This window comes from Protofrankia sp. Cas3, from assembly GCF_963555955.1.
GTDB lineage: Bacteria > Actinomycetota > Actinomycetes > Frankiales > Frankiaceae > Protofrankia.
Genome location: NZ_CAUVXP010000032.1, coordinates 17,087 through 33,973, shown reverse-complemented (window position 1 = coordinate 33,973; position 16,887 = coordinate 17,087). Strand labels below are relative to the sequence as shown.

The window sequence follows — 16,887 nt, the reverse complement described above, 5'->3', positions numbered from 1 at the left end:
GCCCGCCGTAAATCCACCCCATCCGCAAGCTCCTGAACGAAGCCCGATCGCCACGCGGCCGACCGTTTCCCGGCCCAAGGGTGCTGACTTGATTCCTCTCGGACCGGCCCCGCAAGCCGATGACGATGAAACACGATTCCAGCTTAACTGGGAATCGACCTGGCGGGAATCGCAAAAAAGGGCGGACGTCGGCGTGCATTCGCTGCCGTCTTCGCGGCCGTACGACGTTCCGCCCGCGCTTCCCCCAGGGCCGTCTCACAGGACAGGCGGAGGGACCCCACCTGTGACGTCTGGCGCTTCCCCCGCCCCTCTCGCGTCGCAAAATGGTCGAAGTAGCAGGACGAATCTTTGGAATCCGTGGATTCTTGTTTTGATTATCTTTGTTCTTGTCATCGTTATTGTAGTTCTCGCAATTATCACGGCCGGTCGCGCAATAAATTCTTCTGGTAATTTCGGCATTTCTGTCGTTGGGGTGGACGGCGAGTTCAAAAATGCCGTCTACAGCGGTGCAGAGTGGCGGATGCAAGGGGATGTTCCGACCGTCTTCGCCGACGCCGCAGTGGATGCGGCCCAAGCGCAGTCACCGCCGGGGGAGATCAGGCTGACCATCTCCAAGGAGCGGCAGAAAAAAGCGGACGATGTCCTGGATGCTGCCAGGATCGATGATTTCGGGCGTGACAGTTTCAAGCCCGACGGTGCGGTTGTGGTCATCGACCCGAGGGACGGCGGAGTGCGGGCGGTCGCCACCCGCGGCCAGGCCGCTGGCAACGCGAATCTCGCCACCGGCCTGACCGCGAATCCCGGCGAACTCGCGGTGCTCCTCAGCGCCGCCGCCATGGACAAGGACGGACTCGTCGGACTTCACCCAGACGAGACCGGGGCGTCGGGCTGCAAGGATTTTCCAGCGGTAGTCCAAAATTCCTGCACAGGAAGTTTCAAGGCGTTACAGGAACAGCTCGGTGCGGGTTTTCTGCTACGGGCACAGACAATCGCCTGTGGTCTCGGGTTCAACGGAATGGGTTATCAGGTGAACGGCGTGCGAATCGCGGCGTCGTCGGCACTACCGAGAGAGAGCTGCGGGGGTGACCCGACGGTGGCTACGGACGCTCCGATTCAGGCCACGCCCTTCCAGCTGGCGGTGGCGATGTCCGCGTTCGCTGCGAGGGTGGTTGCCCGGCCCGCTCTCTGCCCTCACTTCGTCCAACCCGTTTCAGTAGGCAGCTGCCCGATCGAGGGCATACCGCTTACCGCTGATATCGCGCAGTACATACGGGACGAGATGACTGCGGGTAACGGCAATGCCGCGCTGATGAATAGTTGGTCTGCCGACAACTCCAGCTCTACCGGATGGGCGGTCGGTTTCGCGCCGGCCCAGAACCCGACGGTTGCGGTCGCCGTGTACATCAAGGGCAGGTCCGCGACGAACGCGACCCCGGCCAAGCAGGCCGCCCACGACACCGCCAAGACGCTTCTCGGCAGCGCCGGCTGAGAAACCGCCGCTCGTTCCCCCACGACCGTGTCGCCTCTGGTAATGGCTTGGGGATGTGTTCATGGAACGACGGCCGTTGGGGAACGCGAGGTAGCCGGGTTGTTGTGCGTGTGGCTGGGCTCCTAGCGGGCGGTGGTGTCGGTGACCAGATCGCCGACGACGATGGTGGTGTCGTCGCGGGCACCGGCCATCATGGCGGCGTCCACGAGCGCGTCCGCGGCCTGTTCGGGGCTCATGGTGCCGAGCTCCATCAACAGGCCGTCCAGTTGCTCGGGCTTCATGACCTTGGTGATGCCGTCGCTGGCGAGGACGACCCGGTCGCCGGCCCGCACCGGCTCCTCCAGCAGATCCAGCTCGACCTCTTCGTTGAGCCCGATCGCGTTCAGTAGCGGCCCGTTCTTGATGGCGTGCGGGGTGGTGAGCTGGCGGGGCCGGCCGCGCCCGGGCTGTAGCCAGACGGTGCTGTCCCCGACGTGCGCCACGAAGAGGGTTTCGCCGGTGTCGTGCTGCCGGCCGAGGACGACCACGTCCAGGGTGCAGGCCATCCCGTGCCAGGACGGCTCCTGCAACGGCTTCTCCCGGACGGTCCGGTTGGCCCGGTCGAGGGCACCCCGCAGGCCGTCGCGGGGGTCGGCGGCGTACTGCGGGCGGAAGCTCGCCACGGTCGTCACCGCCAGGGTGGACGCGATCTGGCCGGCCGCTTCGCCACCGACTCCGTCGGCCACCGCGAGCAGGCCGTCGAGGACGACGAAGGCATCCTCATTGGGACCGCCACGCTTGCCCCGGCGGGTCCGCCCGGCGGCGGCCAACCGCAGCGCCGGCGAGGTGGAGACGTCCGGTTCGTCCGCGACCAGCGGCACGGTCGGGATCGGCGCAACCATCGCGGGTACCGGGGGAATCGTCTGATCCGACGCCTTCGTTGCGGCGGGGTCGTCCCACGGGTCACCACCACCCCCGTGACCGCCGGTGCCGCGGTTGTCCGGGTAGGTGCCGCTCCTGCGGGTAGCCGCCGCCTCGTCGAACCCGAAGCCATCCCGGCTGGCGGGCGCGCCGTGTACCACCGTGCCAGCGTACGGGTCGCTGCCACCGAAATCGCCCTCGCGAGGCCGGTCACGGCCTGATGTCGCGGATGGGGGCGGGCTGACCGGTGGGGGCGTCCACCCCGTCGCGTTTTTTTCCCGGGTCTGTCCGGCGGCGGGCACCGCCGGGTTGACCGACGTTGCCGCGTTGGTCGACGTTGCCGCGTTCACCGACGTTGTCGCCGCTCCGAGATCCCGATGCCCGGCGCCGTGCGTGGACGGTGTCGACCAGACGTCGGGCTGCTCACCGCCGGGCACCGTCGCGAAAGCGGTCGTCGGCGGTTCGCCGACCGGCGGCGGTATGGGCGCGGTGGGGATCGCCGCGGTCCTGGAAAAGGCCGGTGGGTCCACGTTGCCGGGATTGCCGGGGTTGCCGGGGCGGGCAGACCTGCTGGAGCCGGCGGAGCTCACAGAACCATCCTGTCCCCTCGGTGCGGCTGATCCCGAGGCGCGGGTGGCACCACCGGCCGGGCGCGCGGGGGCACGCCGCAGCGGCGCGAGGATCGTCCCGATGATCCCCGACCGTCGGCGCCGGCGTTGTCCCGACCGTGTGTTCCCGGTGGGTGTCGATGGACGTGGCGGATGCGTCGGCCCTGGGCCGAATCCCGAGGCGCGGCTGGAGACGACGACGAAGAGAATCGCGCCGATCAGCAGCACCACGATCAATGTGATGGGTACCACCGAACTGTCCATGGCCTCCGTCCCCCACGTGTGGGTATTCCGATCACGCTAGCGGACGTCCGCGCTGACGTCCCCCGTACCCACTCAATGGCATCAATGCAGATCGGCCGACGGATGTGTCGCGACATCGACACAAGTGACCAACAGGGCTTGACCAGCGCTGACAGGCAGTATCCGAGATGCGTCGGATATGTGTCAGGCTGCCGCGCCATTGCTGCCGAGGTGGACCCGCGGGGGTGGATGTCGCCTGCGGTCCGTGGGTGGCCTCGGTGCCCGGTCAGACCCGACCGGGCACCGGTCAGACCCGACCGGGCACCGGTCAGACCCGACCGGGCACCGGTCAGACCCCGACCGGTGCCCGGTCGCCGGAGCGCAGGGCGGTGCGGGCGTGTTCGGCGAGGGCGGCGGCACCGGGATGCCCGGCGATCTCGATCGCGCCGCAGAGGGTCAGGACATCGACCCTCGCATTCTCCGACGCGACGCAACCGGCAAGGTCGATTGCCTGGTAGCCGAGGTCGACTGCGCGCTCCACCTCGCCGGCGTCGACCTGGGCCACACCGAGCCAGACCCGGTGATGAATCAGCTCCCGTGGGTACTCGCAGGCGTCGAGCTCGTCGACGGACCGCCTCAGGTGCCCGATGGCGGCGGCGGCGTCGCCAATGCACAACAGGGCCTTGCCGGCGTAGTACTCGATGGTCGGACGAGAACACCAGTACACGTAGTCCGGATCCTCGCTGGGTTCGGCCCGATCGATCTGGGTGAACGCCTCGGCGATCTCGGCCCGCACGGCTCGGCTGTCGCCGACCTGAGCATGGGCGATGGCCAGCGAGCCGGCGAGCACCGCCTTCTCGGTCGCCGTGAGGGCGTCCCCGGCGCCCGCGCGGGCCGCGCGCAGCATGGTGACCGCGTCGGCCGGGTCGCCGTAGCGCACCGCCTGCTCCGCCATGCAACGCAGGATGTTGGCGCCGATGGCCCGGTCACCGGCCTCGTGGGCGGTGCGCAGCGCCACCAGCCAGAACTGTTGGGCGATCTGGTGACGGCCGCTGTCGAACGCGGCCCAGCCCGCCAGCCGGGCGAGTTCCGCGGCGACGGCGTAGAGCCGCGCGCGCTGGTCCTGGCTGTATGCACCGGTGCGCAGCAGCCGGACGATCACCCGCAGCTCGGACACCGCGAGCCCGTGCACATCCTCCCCGCCCAGAACGTCGTCCATCCGCCGCAGGGCGTCGACGCGGTCGGCGAATCCGGCGACCAGGGCGTCGTTGACGTGCCTGCCGTTGAGTACCGCGACGGGCCGGGCGGGAGCCGCGACGAGCCAGGAGTGGACGACCGCGCCGAGCGTCGCGCTGGTGAAGGTCAGGACGGCGGGCCGCTGGACCCGACTGGTCACCTCTTCCAGCGCGGCACCGAGCCCGTCGGGCGCCCACAGGCGCGCCAGCGTCCACGGCGGGGTGTCGGCGGTCAGTGTGGTTCCGTTGTGAACGAAACCGCTGCCGACGGCGGTGGCTGCCGTGCCACGGCGGGAACGGCGGGCCCCGAGCTCTCGACTCGTTCGTGACCGCCCGAGCAGACTGCTGGGTTCTCTCACGCCCGGCCTCCTCAAAATGGCCAGTCAGGAAATAGTCGTCGGCACCGCGGCCATAGTCGTTGGCCTTGCTGTGATCACCGGTAGGTGCCCGAGGTATTTCATGATAAACAACAAAACCACGCCGCGACCGCCGCAGGTGCAGCGTACGTCAGGCCCGCGGGCGGAACAAGTAGCGCAAGATTGCCACGGTGGTGTTGTTATATCCCAAACTACGCAAGAAACCCAACGGTCGACCGGGTGTTGAGATTCAAAAGGTCGATGGTTGTGGTTGTTCAACCTCGCTGGCTCGCTGGCTCGCTGGCTCGCTGGCTCGCTGCAGCTCGGGCGGTGGCTGCGGCGACCGCGACGGCGTGCGGTGGCTGCGACGGCAGTGGTCGCGGTTCCGGTTGCCATCGCAGCTGCGCTCACGGGCCGGGCCGGCACGCCGGGAATCATCCTCGGATGACCATTTAGAGCGCCCGGCAATTGGGGACGCAGCGTCGCAGGGTTGGGGCACGCACCTCCCTTCGTTGTCGTCGGTCGGCACCCAACATCAGGGTGACTCCCTCCTCCGTCTCGCGATCTACGTACTCCAGCCCTGCTCCTTGATCCACGCCCCTATTGCCGGGCGTTCTTAGCCCGATCATTCGGGACCGTCCCGAAGGCGGACCGCATTCGGTGATCCAATCTGGTGATCCAAGCCGGCAGCTCCTCTGGGTGATCTCATCCGTTGATGACCGATCGGGGTTGATGATCGGGTGGGGACGGTGGTCGAGGCACGCATCCCGATGCGTGCGGGGCTTTTCTGGCCACAAACCGCGTTGGGAAACTTTCGGCGCGCAATGCCGGACACCCCGGATGGGGGGAGTCGACCCATGCGATTATGGATCTTCTCGGGCGTCCGAGGGCCCGAGGGCCGCGGGGAGAGGCTCCCGACCCTCCGTCCAGAGCCGGGAACCTCTCTCTAGCTCTGACGCTCGGCGACCCCGTGGGGTTGGCGCCAAAGTCGCACCACCGGAAATCAGGGTTCCTGTCGGATCCGGGGTTCCTGTCGGATTGGCGAAGCCGATCTGCCAGGTCCCGGAGCCGATCTGCGCGGTCCGTCGGGAGAAACCGGACACCGGACACCGGACACCGGAGGCCGGACACCGGAGGCCGGACACCGGAAGGCGGACGCCACGTGGCCGGTGTGTCGCTGGAGCGGGTTCAGACGTCGACCGCGAGCCTGACCGCCGCCGAGAGCCGCCGCAGCAGGGCCGGCCCGAGCATCCCGATCTCGGTGACAAGTAGGTCGGACGGGATCGTCGTGATGTTGTCGCAGCTGGCGACGCTGTCGACCTTGAGGCCCTCGTCAGGGCCGACCGGGACCTCGCTCGGGATGCCGCGGATCGTGCGGGTCACGGGGACGACGGTGACGTTCGTCAGGTACGGCAGTGCGGCGTCACGAGTGATGATGACGACCGGTCGCACACCGGTGGGTGGCGGCAGTCGGGCGACCCAGAGGGCGCCGCGGCGCAGGGGTGGCTTCACCTGGTCCGTTCCGGATCATCGCATTGAGCAAAATGGTGTAGCGCGTACGGAGATTCCGGGTGATTATGCCCCAGGGGCGGCCGAGGGATCAGAGCGTCTCTGCCAGGCCCAGGTCGGCCAGATCGTAGCCGCCGTCCTCGCCGAGGATGGTCGGTACCAGGTTCGCGGCGGTGAAGGAGAGGGCTCGCTCGTCGGACGTTCGTGGCTGCTGACAGTACCCGCGCGCGTACGCCTCGGCGATCATGCGGTCTTCCTCCAGGCGGCGTTGCGTATGGAGGGCCGCACGGACGGCCTCGGCGCGCGAGTGATAGCGCCCTGACGACACCATCGTGTCGAGCGCGGCGACCTCGGCTTCGTCCAGCCGGACGGCGATCTGTGGCATGCAATCAGAATACCTCGTCGACTCCCGTCCTGGTATGCATGTTGCACACCAGGACGGGAGTCGCACACAGGCCCGGTCGCGCAGGTTCGGCGGCTTGGCCGCCGGCACGGGCCAGGGCCGATCAGAACCGGGGATGATGGACGAAGTCGAACACATAGAGGCCACCGTCTCCGCCGACGACAAGTCGGTCGCCTGTCGAGTACCACGCGACCGAGCTCAACGGCCCGTCGACCTTCAACGCGGCCACGCATTCGAATGAACCGGCCTGCCATATCCGTACGGACTGGTCGCCACCGGTGGTCGCGAAATATCTTCCATCACGTGTGAAGGCGAGATCGGTCACCTGGCCCGCGTGACCGGCCAGTGTTCTGGTCACCGACCCGGTGCCGAGATCGAAAACGTGAATATCACCGTCGGCCGACCCACACACGACGTCGTGACCGCCTGGCGCCAGCTTCATCACCTCCACCGTGAATCCTTCACACTGGGTGGTTGCGAGTGGCCGGCCGGCCGGGAGGCTCCACCGCCGGAACGTGCCGGTACCGTCGACGGAAATCAGGGTCTTCTCGTCATCGGCGATGTCGATCGCGCGAATGTACTGGTCACAGTGCAGGGATGTGGTCGTGGGCCGCCGAATCCGTAGCCGCTTCGTATCGTTGGTGAGCGACGCCAGGCGCCTGACGTGGATCCACCGGCCGAGCCGTCCCGCAAAGGCCATGTACTGATCATGGGGACTGATCACGACCTGGGCGGGTGGGCTGATGGGTGGCATCCTGGCAAGCAGTTCACCGGACTCGGCCCCGTAGACGAGGATGTAGTGGTCCTCACCGGCCAGAGCTATGACCGTGCCGTCCCGGCTGACCGCCAGCGACGTGATTCCGGCACCAGCCAGGACCCGCTGTTCGGTCCTGCTGGACGAATCCACCAGGTGGACGCCGCCATGGTGTGCGGCGGCGAACCAGCCGTCGCTCGGGCTCGTCGCCACAGCGGCGAGACTGCCCGCGAAGGCGGGAAGTTCGACGGAGCGGGCCGCGATCCCGGTCGCAGGCCAGGCGCGGGAGCTGTCCCACAACCGGACGGTCGTGTCCTCGCTCGCCGACGCTATGTTTCCGTTGTCGTTGAAGGCGACCGCGGTCACCGGCCCGGAGTGTCCATGCAGGACTGCCCGCCGATCGTCGTCCGCGAGGTCCCAGACCCGGACAGTTCCGTCGTCGCCACCCGAGAGCACCCAGTCGTGAACGGGATGCGCAGCCAGCGACCGCACTTTTCCGGTATGCCCGGAAAACACCTGAGTCACCGTCCCGGTGGACCATTCCGTGACGACTATCCGCCCGTTTTCCTCGCCTACGACGAGCCGTGAACCATCTGCGCTCAGTGTCACGCAATCGCGCGGACTCACTTTTATCCGCCGCGCCTGGCACACACCGGTGGAGAGGTTTGCGAAATAGAAGACCCCGACCTTGCCGCCGGCGCAGACGATGTGGCTCCCGTCCGGGCTGAATGTCAGCGGCTTCGCGCCCATGATCCCCCGGATGACGCGGCGCTCCTGGCCGGTGTCGACATCGAGCACCCGGAGTGAGTCCTGGTCGGTGTAGGCATACCACCGGCCGGTGGGGTCGAGCAGCGGTGCATGGCCGCCTGCGCACCGGCGGACCGTGGTGAGGGCCCCGTTGTCGACGTCCAGTCGATGCAGGAAGCGTCCTATGGTGGTGATGAAGACCGATTGTGAATCGGGGGTGAACCGGATGGACGCGATCGGCCCACTGCCCACCGGCGGGAAGACTTCCGTCCGGCGGCCGCGGGTTGTTTCGCTGATATGTACGGAGATATCCGAACCCGACACCGCAACCCATCGACCATCCGGACTGGTCGCGATATCGACGACAACGCGTGGGTTACCCGGGAGAACACGCAGCAGGGCCGGGTCCGGGAGGTCGGGCATCGGCCAGGCAGGGGTGAGACGCCCGACCGGCTGGGCTGCGCTGAACGCTCGGGCGGCCGCACCGAAGTCCGGGTCGTCCCAGAGTCGGCTGACGAGGGTGGCCGCCTGGGCGTGTGCGGGGTCGGTCGGCTCCAGCAGGTATGCGTTCTGTTCGATACGGGTTCGCAGCAGGGCTGCGCGCGGATCCCGGGCCAACGCCAGGTCGGCGTTGATCGCAGCGACGCCATGTAACCGTAGGCGGGCTGTGACCCATCGTAGGTCGATGGCCAGCGTGTTCAGCTCGACCCTTGCCAGGTCGCCGGTCGGGTCGTCGCCCACGCTGGCCAGGTGCAGGTGTTCGGCGAGGTGATTCCACAGGTAGGGCTCATCGGGTGGGAGCGCCCACCAGGCGGTACGTCCGTCCGGCTCGGTCGGGACGCCTGCGCGGTGCGCGTCCACCAGAGTGCGGTGCAGCAGTCCTAACCGACGGGCGTCGCCATCAGGTCGACCGGTGGAGTGCTCATGGCGCAGCGCGCGGCGGATGTCGTCATGCAGGCGCAGCCCTTGGGCAGCCGTCCCGTCCGTCCCGTCCGTGCCGGCCGTACCGGTCGCGGTCGCGAGTGAGAGGCGGAGCAGATCGTCGCGCAGGCGACCGCTGTCCTGTGGGCTCAACTGGTGCAGGTGGGTGAATCGGGCCAGTTGGGCCCAGAATCGTTCGAGCGTTACGTGCGGGATCGTCACGTCCTCACCGAAGACGGCGAGTGCTGTGACCAGCGGCAGCCGATCGTCGCTGATCAGGGTCAGACTGGCCGAGACCGCGGAGCTGACGGCATCGGACCGCGAATCGCCATCCGCAAGCGGTGACGGGCTGCGGTCGGGCGGCGGTGCAAGCCGCGGTGGCCTGGGCCGCGGTGGACTGGGCCGCGGTAGGTCGGCCGGCGACGGACTGGCCCCTGGTAGACCGGTGACTGGTGGATCGGAAATCGGTGGACCGGACGGCTGCAGGCCGGAACGCAACGGTACGGGGCGGTACCCCGGACCGCGTTCCACCCAGGCGACGGCTTCGGAAAGGGTCGCGCCGGCATTCGTCCGGGCCCGGAGTTGGCCGTTGACCAATGAGAGCAGGACCGGCCAGCCGCCCGTCATCGACAGCAGTCCTGACAGGTCCGCGCCCGCGACGGCGTCGCGCGCCAGACCCGTCGTGAGCAGATCACGTGCCTGGTCACGTGACATCTCGTCGACCGCGACCGTTCGCGCGTCAGCTGGAATGACGGTGGGAATGCGGGTCGTCACCAGCCGAACGCAGCCCCGCCCACCGATCAGGAAGGGTGCGATCTGGTCGGTTCGCCACACGTCGTCCACGACCAGCAGATAACGGGATGTTCCCCCTGCGTCGTCGTCAGTCCGGCGTGTCTGCGTCCGGCGTTCGAGGAGTCGGCCCAGATGACGCCCGGCCTGCATCGGGTCGACGAATGTAGGGCGGCGCCCATCGAGCATCTCGGCGAGCTGGTTGACGCGCCCCGCGAGATCCGGCCCTGAGATCTGTTCCCCGAGGGTTGACCACAGGATGCCATCGCAGAACCACTCCCGCACCTCGGGATCGGCGCACAGGGCCTGCGCAAGTGTCGTCTTGCCCAGCCCACCGGCACCGTGCAGCGCCGTGGTCATCCCCACCGGCCGGCCGTCGTCCGAACACAGCAGATCAACCAGCGGCCGGAACAGTTCCGGGCGCGCAATCGGTACCCGCGTCAGTTCCGGAGCCATGTTCATCGGTCCGGGGTTCGGCGACCCATCGGTCCCAATGCCTGCGCTGGCCGGGCGAAGCTCGACCAACGCCTGGTAGAGCGCTCGTTCGAGGCCGTCCGGGGTGGTGAAAAGATTGACGGTGACGTCAGTGTCCATCACGTGGCGCCGGAAGGCGGCCTGGCGTGGCCCGTAGTCGAGGTCGATGACGGCCTCCGCGGGGACGTTCGCCTTCTCGTCCAGCAGGAACGCCAGCCGACGCAGGCCGAGATCAGCCGCGGTGCGGAACTCCAGCTCGGTGTAGGAGACCTCGGGTGAATCCCGGACGGGTGACCCGTAGCGGAAACCGAAAAGACCTACGTAGACATCGGCAGCGGCAACCATTTCCTCGCAGTACGCCGAGGGTTTGTCGTCCCGCGCGGTGAAGTAGGCCATGTCGAGGACGACATGGCCGGCGCGGATGACTGCCCGCTCGGCGGCATGGACGAACGAACCGGCGTCGCCGGAGGGAAACCGGCGTAGCTCGGAGGTGTGGCTGAGAAATATCCGCAGCGCCCTCGTTGCCCCACGCACAGGTGAACGGTACACATCCGGCACGGCTCCGGCTCCAGTGACCCGGCGTCCCGGCTTATCGGCATACGGGGATGCCGCATTCGCGCGTCATCATCGTCCGGCCGGTGCGCGCCCCGGCGGCGATCAGCCCACGACGTACGGGGGAACGCGCGGGCCGGTCGTGTGCCCCGCCGGGACGCGAACAGAAGGTAGCGAACTTCGTACCATAGGTGCAAGCCCTGTCCGTGTTCCCACGACAGGCGGTCGGGGGGCAGGTGGCCAGCAGGCCCGGGAAATCAACCGGCCCAGGTAGGGATGGCCTCGCCGCTGCCGGCAGTGGTGCCGGCAGCGCTTCTGGCGGCCGCACCGGTCCTGACCAGCGTGAACGTGTCGAACGGGACGGGTGAGGGTCCGGAGCTGTCGTACACGGTCACGTGGATGCGGCTTGTTCCGCCCGGTTCGCCCGGATCCACCTCGAAGCCGGCGAACGCGTACGGGTGCTCCGGTGCGCGCAGCGCCAGCCATGGTGCCGGCTCGTGGGCGTAGATCGAGCGAAGCCGCCTCGGGTCGGACTCCCGCGCTTCCACACCGACGATCACTCGACCGGCGGGCGGGTCGAACAGGTTGCCGGCCGACGGCGACGACGACCCGCCCGTCCCCAGGACCATGTGTACCGTTCCGCGTGATGTGTCGATCACATCCGTCTGCGCTGCGACCGGGCGCGGCGTGAGCACCTCAGAACCGTCGACCGCGCCACGTAGCGGGTGCGTCCGTTCGTAGTGGTGTTCGTGTCCGCACAGGACGAGGTCCACCTCGAAGGCGTCGAACAGCGGTAGCCACTCCTGCCGGATGCCGAGGTCCGCGCCGTTGTGGTGCTCGGCGCTCGACACGGCGGTCTGGTGCATGCAGACGATGATCCAGTCGATGTCCGGGTCAGCTCGGGCGTCCCGCAGGGTTCGGGTGAGCCATGCCCGCTGCCGGCCGCCGCTGTATCCGCGGATGTACACCATGCCGGCGTCCTGATAGCAGACATCGTCGTTCTGCAGAACGACGAAACGCACGTTCGATACGGTGAAGGCGTACCACAGGCCGGCGACATCCGGATCAGTGCCGGCGGCGATCTCACCCTCGGCGACCTGAGTGTCGACGGGTTCGCTGTTGTCGGGCAGCAGGAATCGGCTCTGATAGGCCGTCAGTCCGTGCGGCCCGTTCCCGCGCTCGACCTCGTGGTTGCCGGCGGCGGGCATCCACGGGCGGTGCCGGGCCGACGTACTGATCATACTGAACCAGTCGGACCAGGTCCGCAGCGGGTCGCTGCTGTGGTTCGCGTACGACAGATCGCCGGCGACCAGGGTGAAAAGTGGACCAATTCGTTCGATACCGGCCACGACATGTCCGGACGCCGGGGTGCCGAGCGGGTCGTAGGCCGCGGATGTGCCCTGGTCGCCGAAGCAGGTGAACGTGAACCTCGCCCGATCGGCGGGTGCCGTCCGCAGCGTCCCGCCCTCGACATGGGCGATCCGGTCATGGTGGACCTCGTACAGGTACATGGAGTCCGGTTCGAGGTTTGTGAGCAGGGCATGGTGACTGATTACCTCCACACCGGTGACCGCGTCGGTGTACACCCGGGTGATGGCGGGCACCTCGCGATCGAGACCGCCCGCGGTGGGACCGAACCGTACCCGGGGGTGGCCCACCACGCCCGGCGTTGTCCACGACACGGCCATTGATCTGGCCGGCTCCGACCCGAACGTCAGATGGATGTGTTCGACGGGAGTTCCCGCACGCGGAGCCACCTGCTGTCCTCCATGCCGCGAAAGGCTCGGGGTCGGTTGTGGGATGCATCACCATCACCATCACCGGCAGCATGCCGCAAGGGGCGGCCCCGCCACAGCGGAGCCGCCCCTTGTCGACGAGCTACGTCACATCCCGGCCGGCGTGGCCGGGCGCTCTTACTCGGTGGACTTGGCCAGATCGATGGGAGGAGCGTCGGGCACCTGGTTCGGCTTGGGCTCACCGCGGAAGATGAACTTCGCGGTCTCCCCTTCGCCCTCCACGTCACCCACGACGATTTCGCCGGGCTTGAGTGTCCCGTACAGGATCTTCTCGGACAGGACGTCCTCGATCTCCCGCTGGATCGTCCGGCGCAGCGGCCGGGCGCCCAGCACCGGGTCGTAGCCCTTCTTGGCCAGCAGCATCTTGGCCGCGGGCGTCAGCTCGAGAGCCATGTCCTTGTTCTTGAGCTGGATGTCCACCCGGGCCAGCATGAGGTCGACGATCTGGATGATCTCAGCCTCGGACAGCTGGTGGAAGACGATGATGTCGTCGATCCGGTTGAGGAACTCGGGCCGGAAGTGCTGCTTGAGCTCGTCCTGGACCCTCGCCTTCATCCGCTCGTAGTCGATGGCGCCCTGTCCGGTCGCGAACCCGATGCCGGGGCCCTTGGAGATGTCCCGGGTGCCCAGGTTCGAGGTCATGATCAGAACAGTGTTCTTGAAGTCCACCAGCCGGCCCTGGGAGTCGGTCAGGCGACCGTCCTCCAGGATCTGCAGGAGGGTGTTGAACACATCCGGGTGGGCCTTTTCGACCTCGTCGAACAGGACGACCGAGAACGGCTTGCGCCGGACCCGCTCGGTGAGCTGGCCGCCTTCCTCATACCCGACATAGCCGGGCGGGGAACCCACCAGCCGCGAGACCGTGTGCTTCTCCATGTACTCGCTCATGTCGAGCTGGATCAGCGAGTCCTCGTCGCCGAACAGGAACTCCGCCAGGGTCTTGGAGAGCTCGGTCTTACCGACACCCGAGGGGCCGGCGAAGATGAACGAGCCACCGGGACGCTTGGGATCCTTCAGGCCCGCGCGGGTACGCCGGATCGCCTGGGAGACCGCCTTGATGGCCTGCTGCTGGCCGATGACGCGACGGTGCAGCTCGTCCTCCATACGCAGAAGGCGGGCCGTCTCCTCCTCGGTGAGCTTGAACACGGGGATGCCGGTCCAGATCGCCAGGACCTCGGCGATCTCCTCGTCACCCACCTCGGCGACGACGTCCATGTCGCCGGCCTTCCATTCCTTCTCCCGCTTGGCCTTCTCGGCGAGCAGGGTCTTCTCCCGGTCACGCAGGGACGCGGCCTTCTCGAAGTCCTGCGCGTCGATCGCGGACTCCTTGTCCCGGCGGACGTTCGCGATGCGCTCGTCGAACTCGCGCAGGTCCGGCGGTGCGGTCATCCGGCGGATGCGCATCCGCGAACCGGCCTCGTCGATGAGGTCGATCGCCTTGTCCGGCAGGAACCGGTCGGATATGTAGCGGTCCGCCAGGGATGCGGCCGCAACCAGGGCACCGTCTGTGATCGACACGCGGTGGTGTGCCTCGTACCGGTCGCGCAGGCCCTTGAGGATCTCGATGGTGTGTGCCACCGACGGCTCCGCGACCTGGATGGGCTGGAAGCGCCGTTCGAGCGCGGCGTCCTTCTCCAGGTGCTTGCGGTATTCGTCCAGGGTGGTGGCACCGATCGTCTGCAGCTCACCACGCGCCAGCATCGGCTTGAGGATGGACGCGGCGTCGATCGCGCCCTCCGCGGCACCCGCGCCGACGAGGGTGTGCAGCTCGTCGATGAACAGGATGATGTCGCCGCGGGTACGGATCTCCTTGAGGACCTTCTTCAGGCGCTCTTCGAAGTCACCGCGGTAGCGGGAGCCCGCGACCAGCGCACCGAGGTCGAGGGTGTACAGCTGCTTGTCCTTGAGCGTCTCGGGCACCTCGCCCTTGACGATCGCCTGCGCCAGCCCCTCGACGACCGCGGTCTTGCCGACTCCGGGCTCGCCGATCAGCACCGGGTTGTTCTTGGTCCGGCGCGACAGCACCTGCATGACGCGCTCGATCTCCTTCTCGCGCCCGATCACCGGGTCGAGTTTGGATTCGCGCGCTGCAGCCGTGAGGTTGCGCCCGAACTGGTCGAGGACGAGCGAGGTCGACGGAGTGCCCTCCGACGGCGCGCCGGCGGTCGCGGGGTCGCCCTTGCCCTGGTATCCGCTCAGCAGCTGGATGACCTGCTGGCGAACCCGGTTGAGGTCGGCTCCGAGCTTGACCAGCACCTGCGCGGCCACGCCTTCGCCCTCGCGGATCAGTCCGAGCAGGATGTGCTCGGTTCCGATGTAGTTGTGGCCGAGCTGCAGGGCCTCCCGCAGGGACAGCTCCAGCACCTTCTTGGCACGCGGAGTGAACGGGATGTGCCCACTCGGGGCCTGCTGGCCCTGCCCGATGATCTCCTCGACCTGTGACCGAACACCCTCGAGGGAGATACCGAGCGACTCAAGCGCCTTGGCGGCGACGCCCTCCCCCTCGTGGATCAGTCCGAGCAGGATGTGCTCGGTTCCGATGTAGTTGTGGTTGAGCATCCTGGCTTCTTCCTGAGCCAGGACGACGACCCGACGTGCCCGGTCGGTGAATCTCTCGAACATGTGCGCTCCTTCGAGCGGTGCGACCGACCACACGGCAGTCGGTATCCGCATGCTAGCTCCGCCGATGCATGTCCCCACGCATCGAACGGAAACCTTCCCGCCGGCCCCGCCCTCTCCCTTGTGGACGGCGGACCGACTGAGGTAGCCGATCCACCAGCGAAGACGCCTGAGCCAACGGTGGCTGACCCGGACCGATTCCGTCCCGCTGTTCCGCCGAGAGCAGAACGAAATCTGATGGTTACCGTGCCGGCGAGCCCCCGCACCGGGAGACCGGGACGGCCCCGATCGTCGGTGGCGACCCGCCTGGGTCCATACTTCAACCGCCTGCCGATGGTCGCTGAAAGTAATATGTTGTGCGCTTCGGAGTTATACCATTGCGCAGAGAATGAAAAATCTTACTCGATGTCTACGCTACAGTAGCCAATTGTATATGTCACCGAGCGGACGGCAAGTGATGACCATCGGGTGGCCCCGCGGCGGCCCAGCGGGAAACACGAGCAAATCGGTCCTGGTGGTGGCGGCGTTAGCCAACCGCCAACCCTTCGTCACCTTGGGTATCTATCCACTCGCGAAGGCGTCGCTCGCGTTCCGAATCGGACGTGAATGGGCAGGTCGTGCAGTACTGGCCGCTCATCCGGTGGACGAGGCAGCACGAACCCCGGCGCATCGCCGTCTGCCGCCGACCCCGGTGGGTGAAATCGGACCACGTCGGGCGGGCACGCATCGGCGGGCAGGCCAGGGCGAAAAAGGCATCCGCCTCCATCCGGCCGATGTCGGGATCCCCGGTCACCCGCTCCGTCAGCAGGAATGCACGGCCGCACTGCGTGGCCACCGCACCCCACAGCGCGGGCAGGCCCAGGCGCGCCCGCGGCCGTAGCGCCAGGACCAGTGGCTCCAGATGCTCGACCAGGTTGGTTACTAAACGTAGTCGAAGGGCGGCATGGTCTTCGACCACGTCGATCGTCGCGCGGACGGTCCCAGCGTCGGGGCGAACCGGGTCGTCCGGGCGAACCCCACCGTCGGCGAGCCTCGCACCGTCGGCGAGCATCGGGTCGTCGGGGAGAACCGTCATCCGCTCGGTGTGAAACGCCGTCACGTCGAACCATCCGCCGGGTGCGCCGTGCAGTGCCAAGCCGTCCGCAGCCAGGTCCGGCACCCGGTGGCGCACGACATACGTGGCGATAGCCGGTCCGGCCACGCCGGCGGTGTACGCGGCCAGGAAGCTGCTGACCGCCACCTCCCGGTCATAGCCGTATGCCTGGCGCAGCTCGCGCACCATCGCGTCCAGGCCCGCGCCGGTGAGCAGATCGGCGCGACGCAACCAGCCGGCGCCGGGCTCGGCGCGGCCGATCCGCGCCACCTGCGGGGCGAGTACCGGTGCGATCGCCGCCAAGGTCGCTTTCAGGGGTGCCTCCCGCTGTCGCGTCGTGATGCACACGCCCCTCATCCTCGGGGTCGCCGGCGACACGCAGGAGGGTCCCGTGGGAGG

At 67.7% G+C, this 16,887-nt stretch carries 10 protein-coding genes; 2 read left to right on the top strand and 8 right to left on the bottom strand.

Going from position 1 to position 16,887, the window contains the following annotated elements; genetic code table 11:
- The coding region (locus U9983_RS08780) for a hypothetical protein (protein WP_416211323.1) at positions 1 to 1,489 on the top strand (1,489 nt) is incomplete at its 5' end.
- Positions 1,490 to 1,611: 122 nt separating this feature from the next.
- Here U9983_RS08780 and U9983_RS08775 read toward each other — a convergent pair.
- Positions 1,612 to 3,261, bottom strand: coding sequence for a PP2C family protein-serine/threonine phosphatase (locus tag U9983_RS08775; RefSeq protein ID WP_322753537.1), 1,650 nt, complete (start codon positions 3,259 to 3,261; stop codon positions 1,612 to 1,614).
- A 328-nt stretch (positions 3,262 to 3,589) separates the two neighbouring features.
- Positions 3,590 to 4,834, bottom strand: a complete 1,245-nt coding sequence (locus U9983_RS08770; RefSeq protein ID WP_322753536.1) for an XRE family transcriptional regulator — start codon at positions 4,832 to 4,834, stop codon at positions 3,590 to 3,592.
- A 262-nt stretch (positions 4,835 to 5,096) separates the two neighbouring features.
- On the opposite strand from U9983_RS08770, the gene U9983_RS08765 reads away from it, so the two are divergent.
- Positions 5,097 to 5,279 carry a hypothetical protein gene (locus tag U9983_RS08765; protein ID WP_322753535.1) on the top strand — a complete coding sequence of 61 codons (183 nt, stop codon included), beginning with the start codon at positions 5,097 to 5,099 and terminating at the stop codon, positions 5,277 to 5,279.
- 740 nt (positions 5,280 to 6,019) lie between these two features.
- Here U9983_RS08765 and U9983_RS08760 read toward each other — a convergent pair.
- From U9983_RS08760 to U9983_RS08735, 6 genes are all read right to left on the bottom strand, one after another.
- Positions 6,020 to 6,343, bottom strand: coding sequence for a type II toxin-antitoxin system PemK/MazF family toxin (locus U9983_RS08760; RefSeq protein ID WP_322750142.1), 324 nt, complete (start codon positions 6,341 to 6,343; stop codon positions 6,020 to 6,022).
- 88 nt (positions 6,344 to 6,431) lie between these two features.
- Positions 6,432 to 6,725, bottom strand: a complete 294-nt coding sequence (locus U9983_RS08755; protein WP_322753534.1) for a ribbon-helix-helix domain-containing protein — start codon at positions 6,723 to 6,725, stop codon at positions 6,432 to 6,434.
- 121 nt (positions 6,726 to 6,846) lie between these two features.
- Entirely contained in the window at positions 6,847 to 10,962 is a 4,116-nt protein-coding gene (locus tag U9983_RS08750; protein ID WP_322753533.1) for a DUF4062 domain-containing protein, read from the bottom strand.
- Between the two features lie 275 nt (positions 10,963 to 11,237).
- On the bottom strand, positions 11,238 to 12,737 hold the full coding sequence (locus tag U9983_RS08745) for a metallophosphoesterase family protein (protein ID WP_322753532.1): 1,500 nt from the start codon (positions 12,735 to 12,737) through the stop codon (positions 11,238 to 11,240).
- 156 nt (positions 12,738 to 12,893) lie between these two features.
- Positions 12,894 to 15,398 (bottom strand): ATP-dependent Clp protease ATP-binding subunit, encoded by a 2,505-nt coding sequence (locus tag U9983_RS08740; protein ID WP_322749790.1) that lies wholly within the window; start codon positions 15,396 to 15,398, stop codon positions 12,894 to 12,896.
- Positions 15,399 to 15,921: 523 nt separating this feature from the next.
- Positions 15,922 to 16,845, bottom strand: coding sequence for a (2Fe-2S)-binding protein (locus tag U9983_RS08735; protein ID WP_416211322.1), 924 nt, complete (start codon positions 16,843 to 16,845; stop codon positions 15,922 to 15,924).
- Between the last annotated feature and the right edge of the window lie 42 nt (positions 16,846 to 16,887).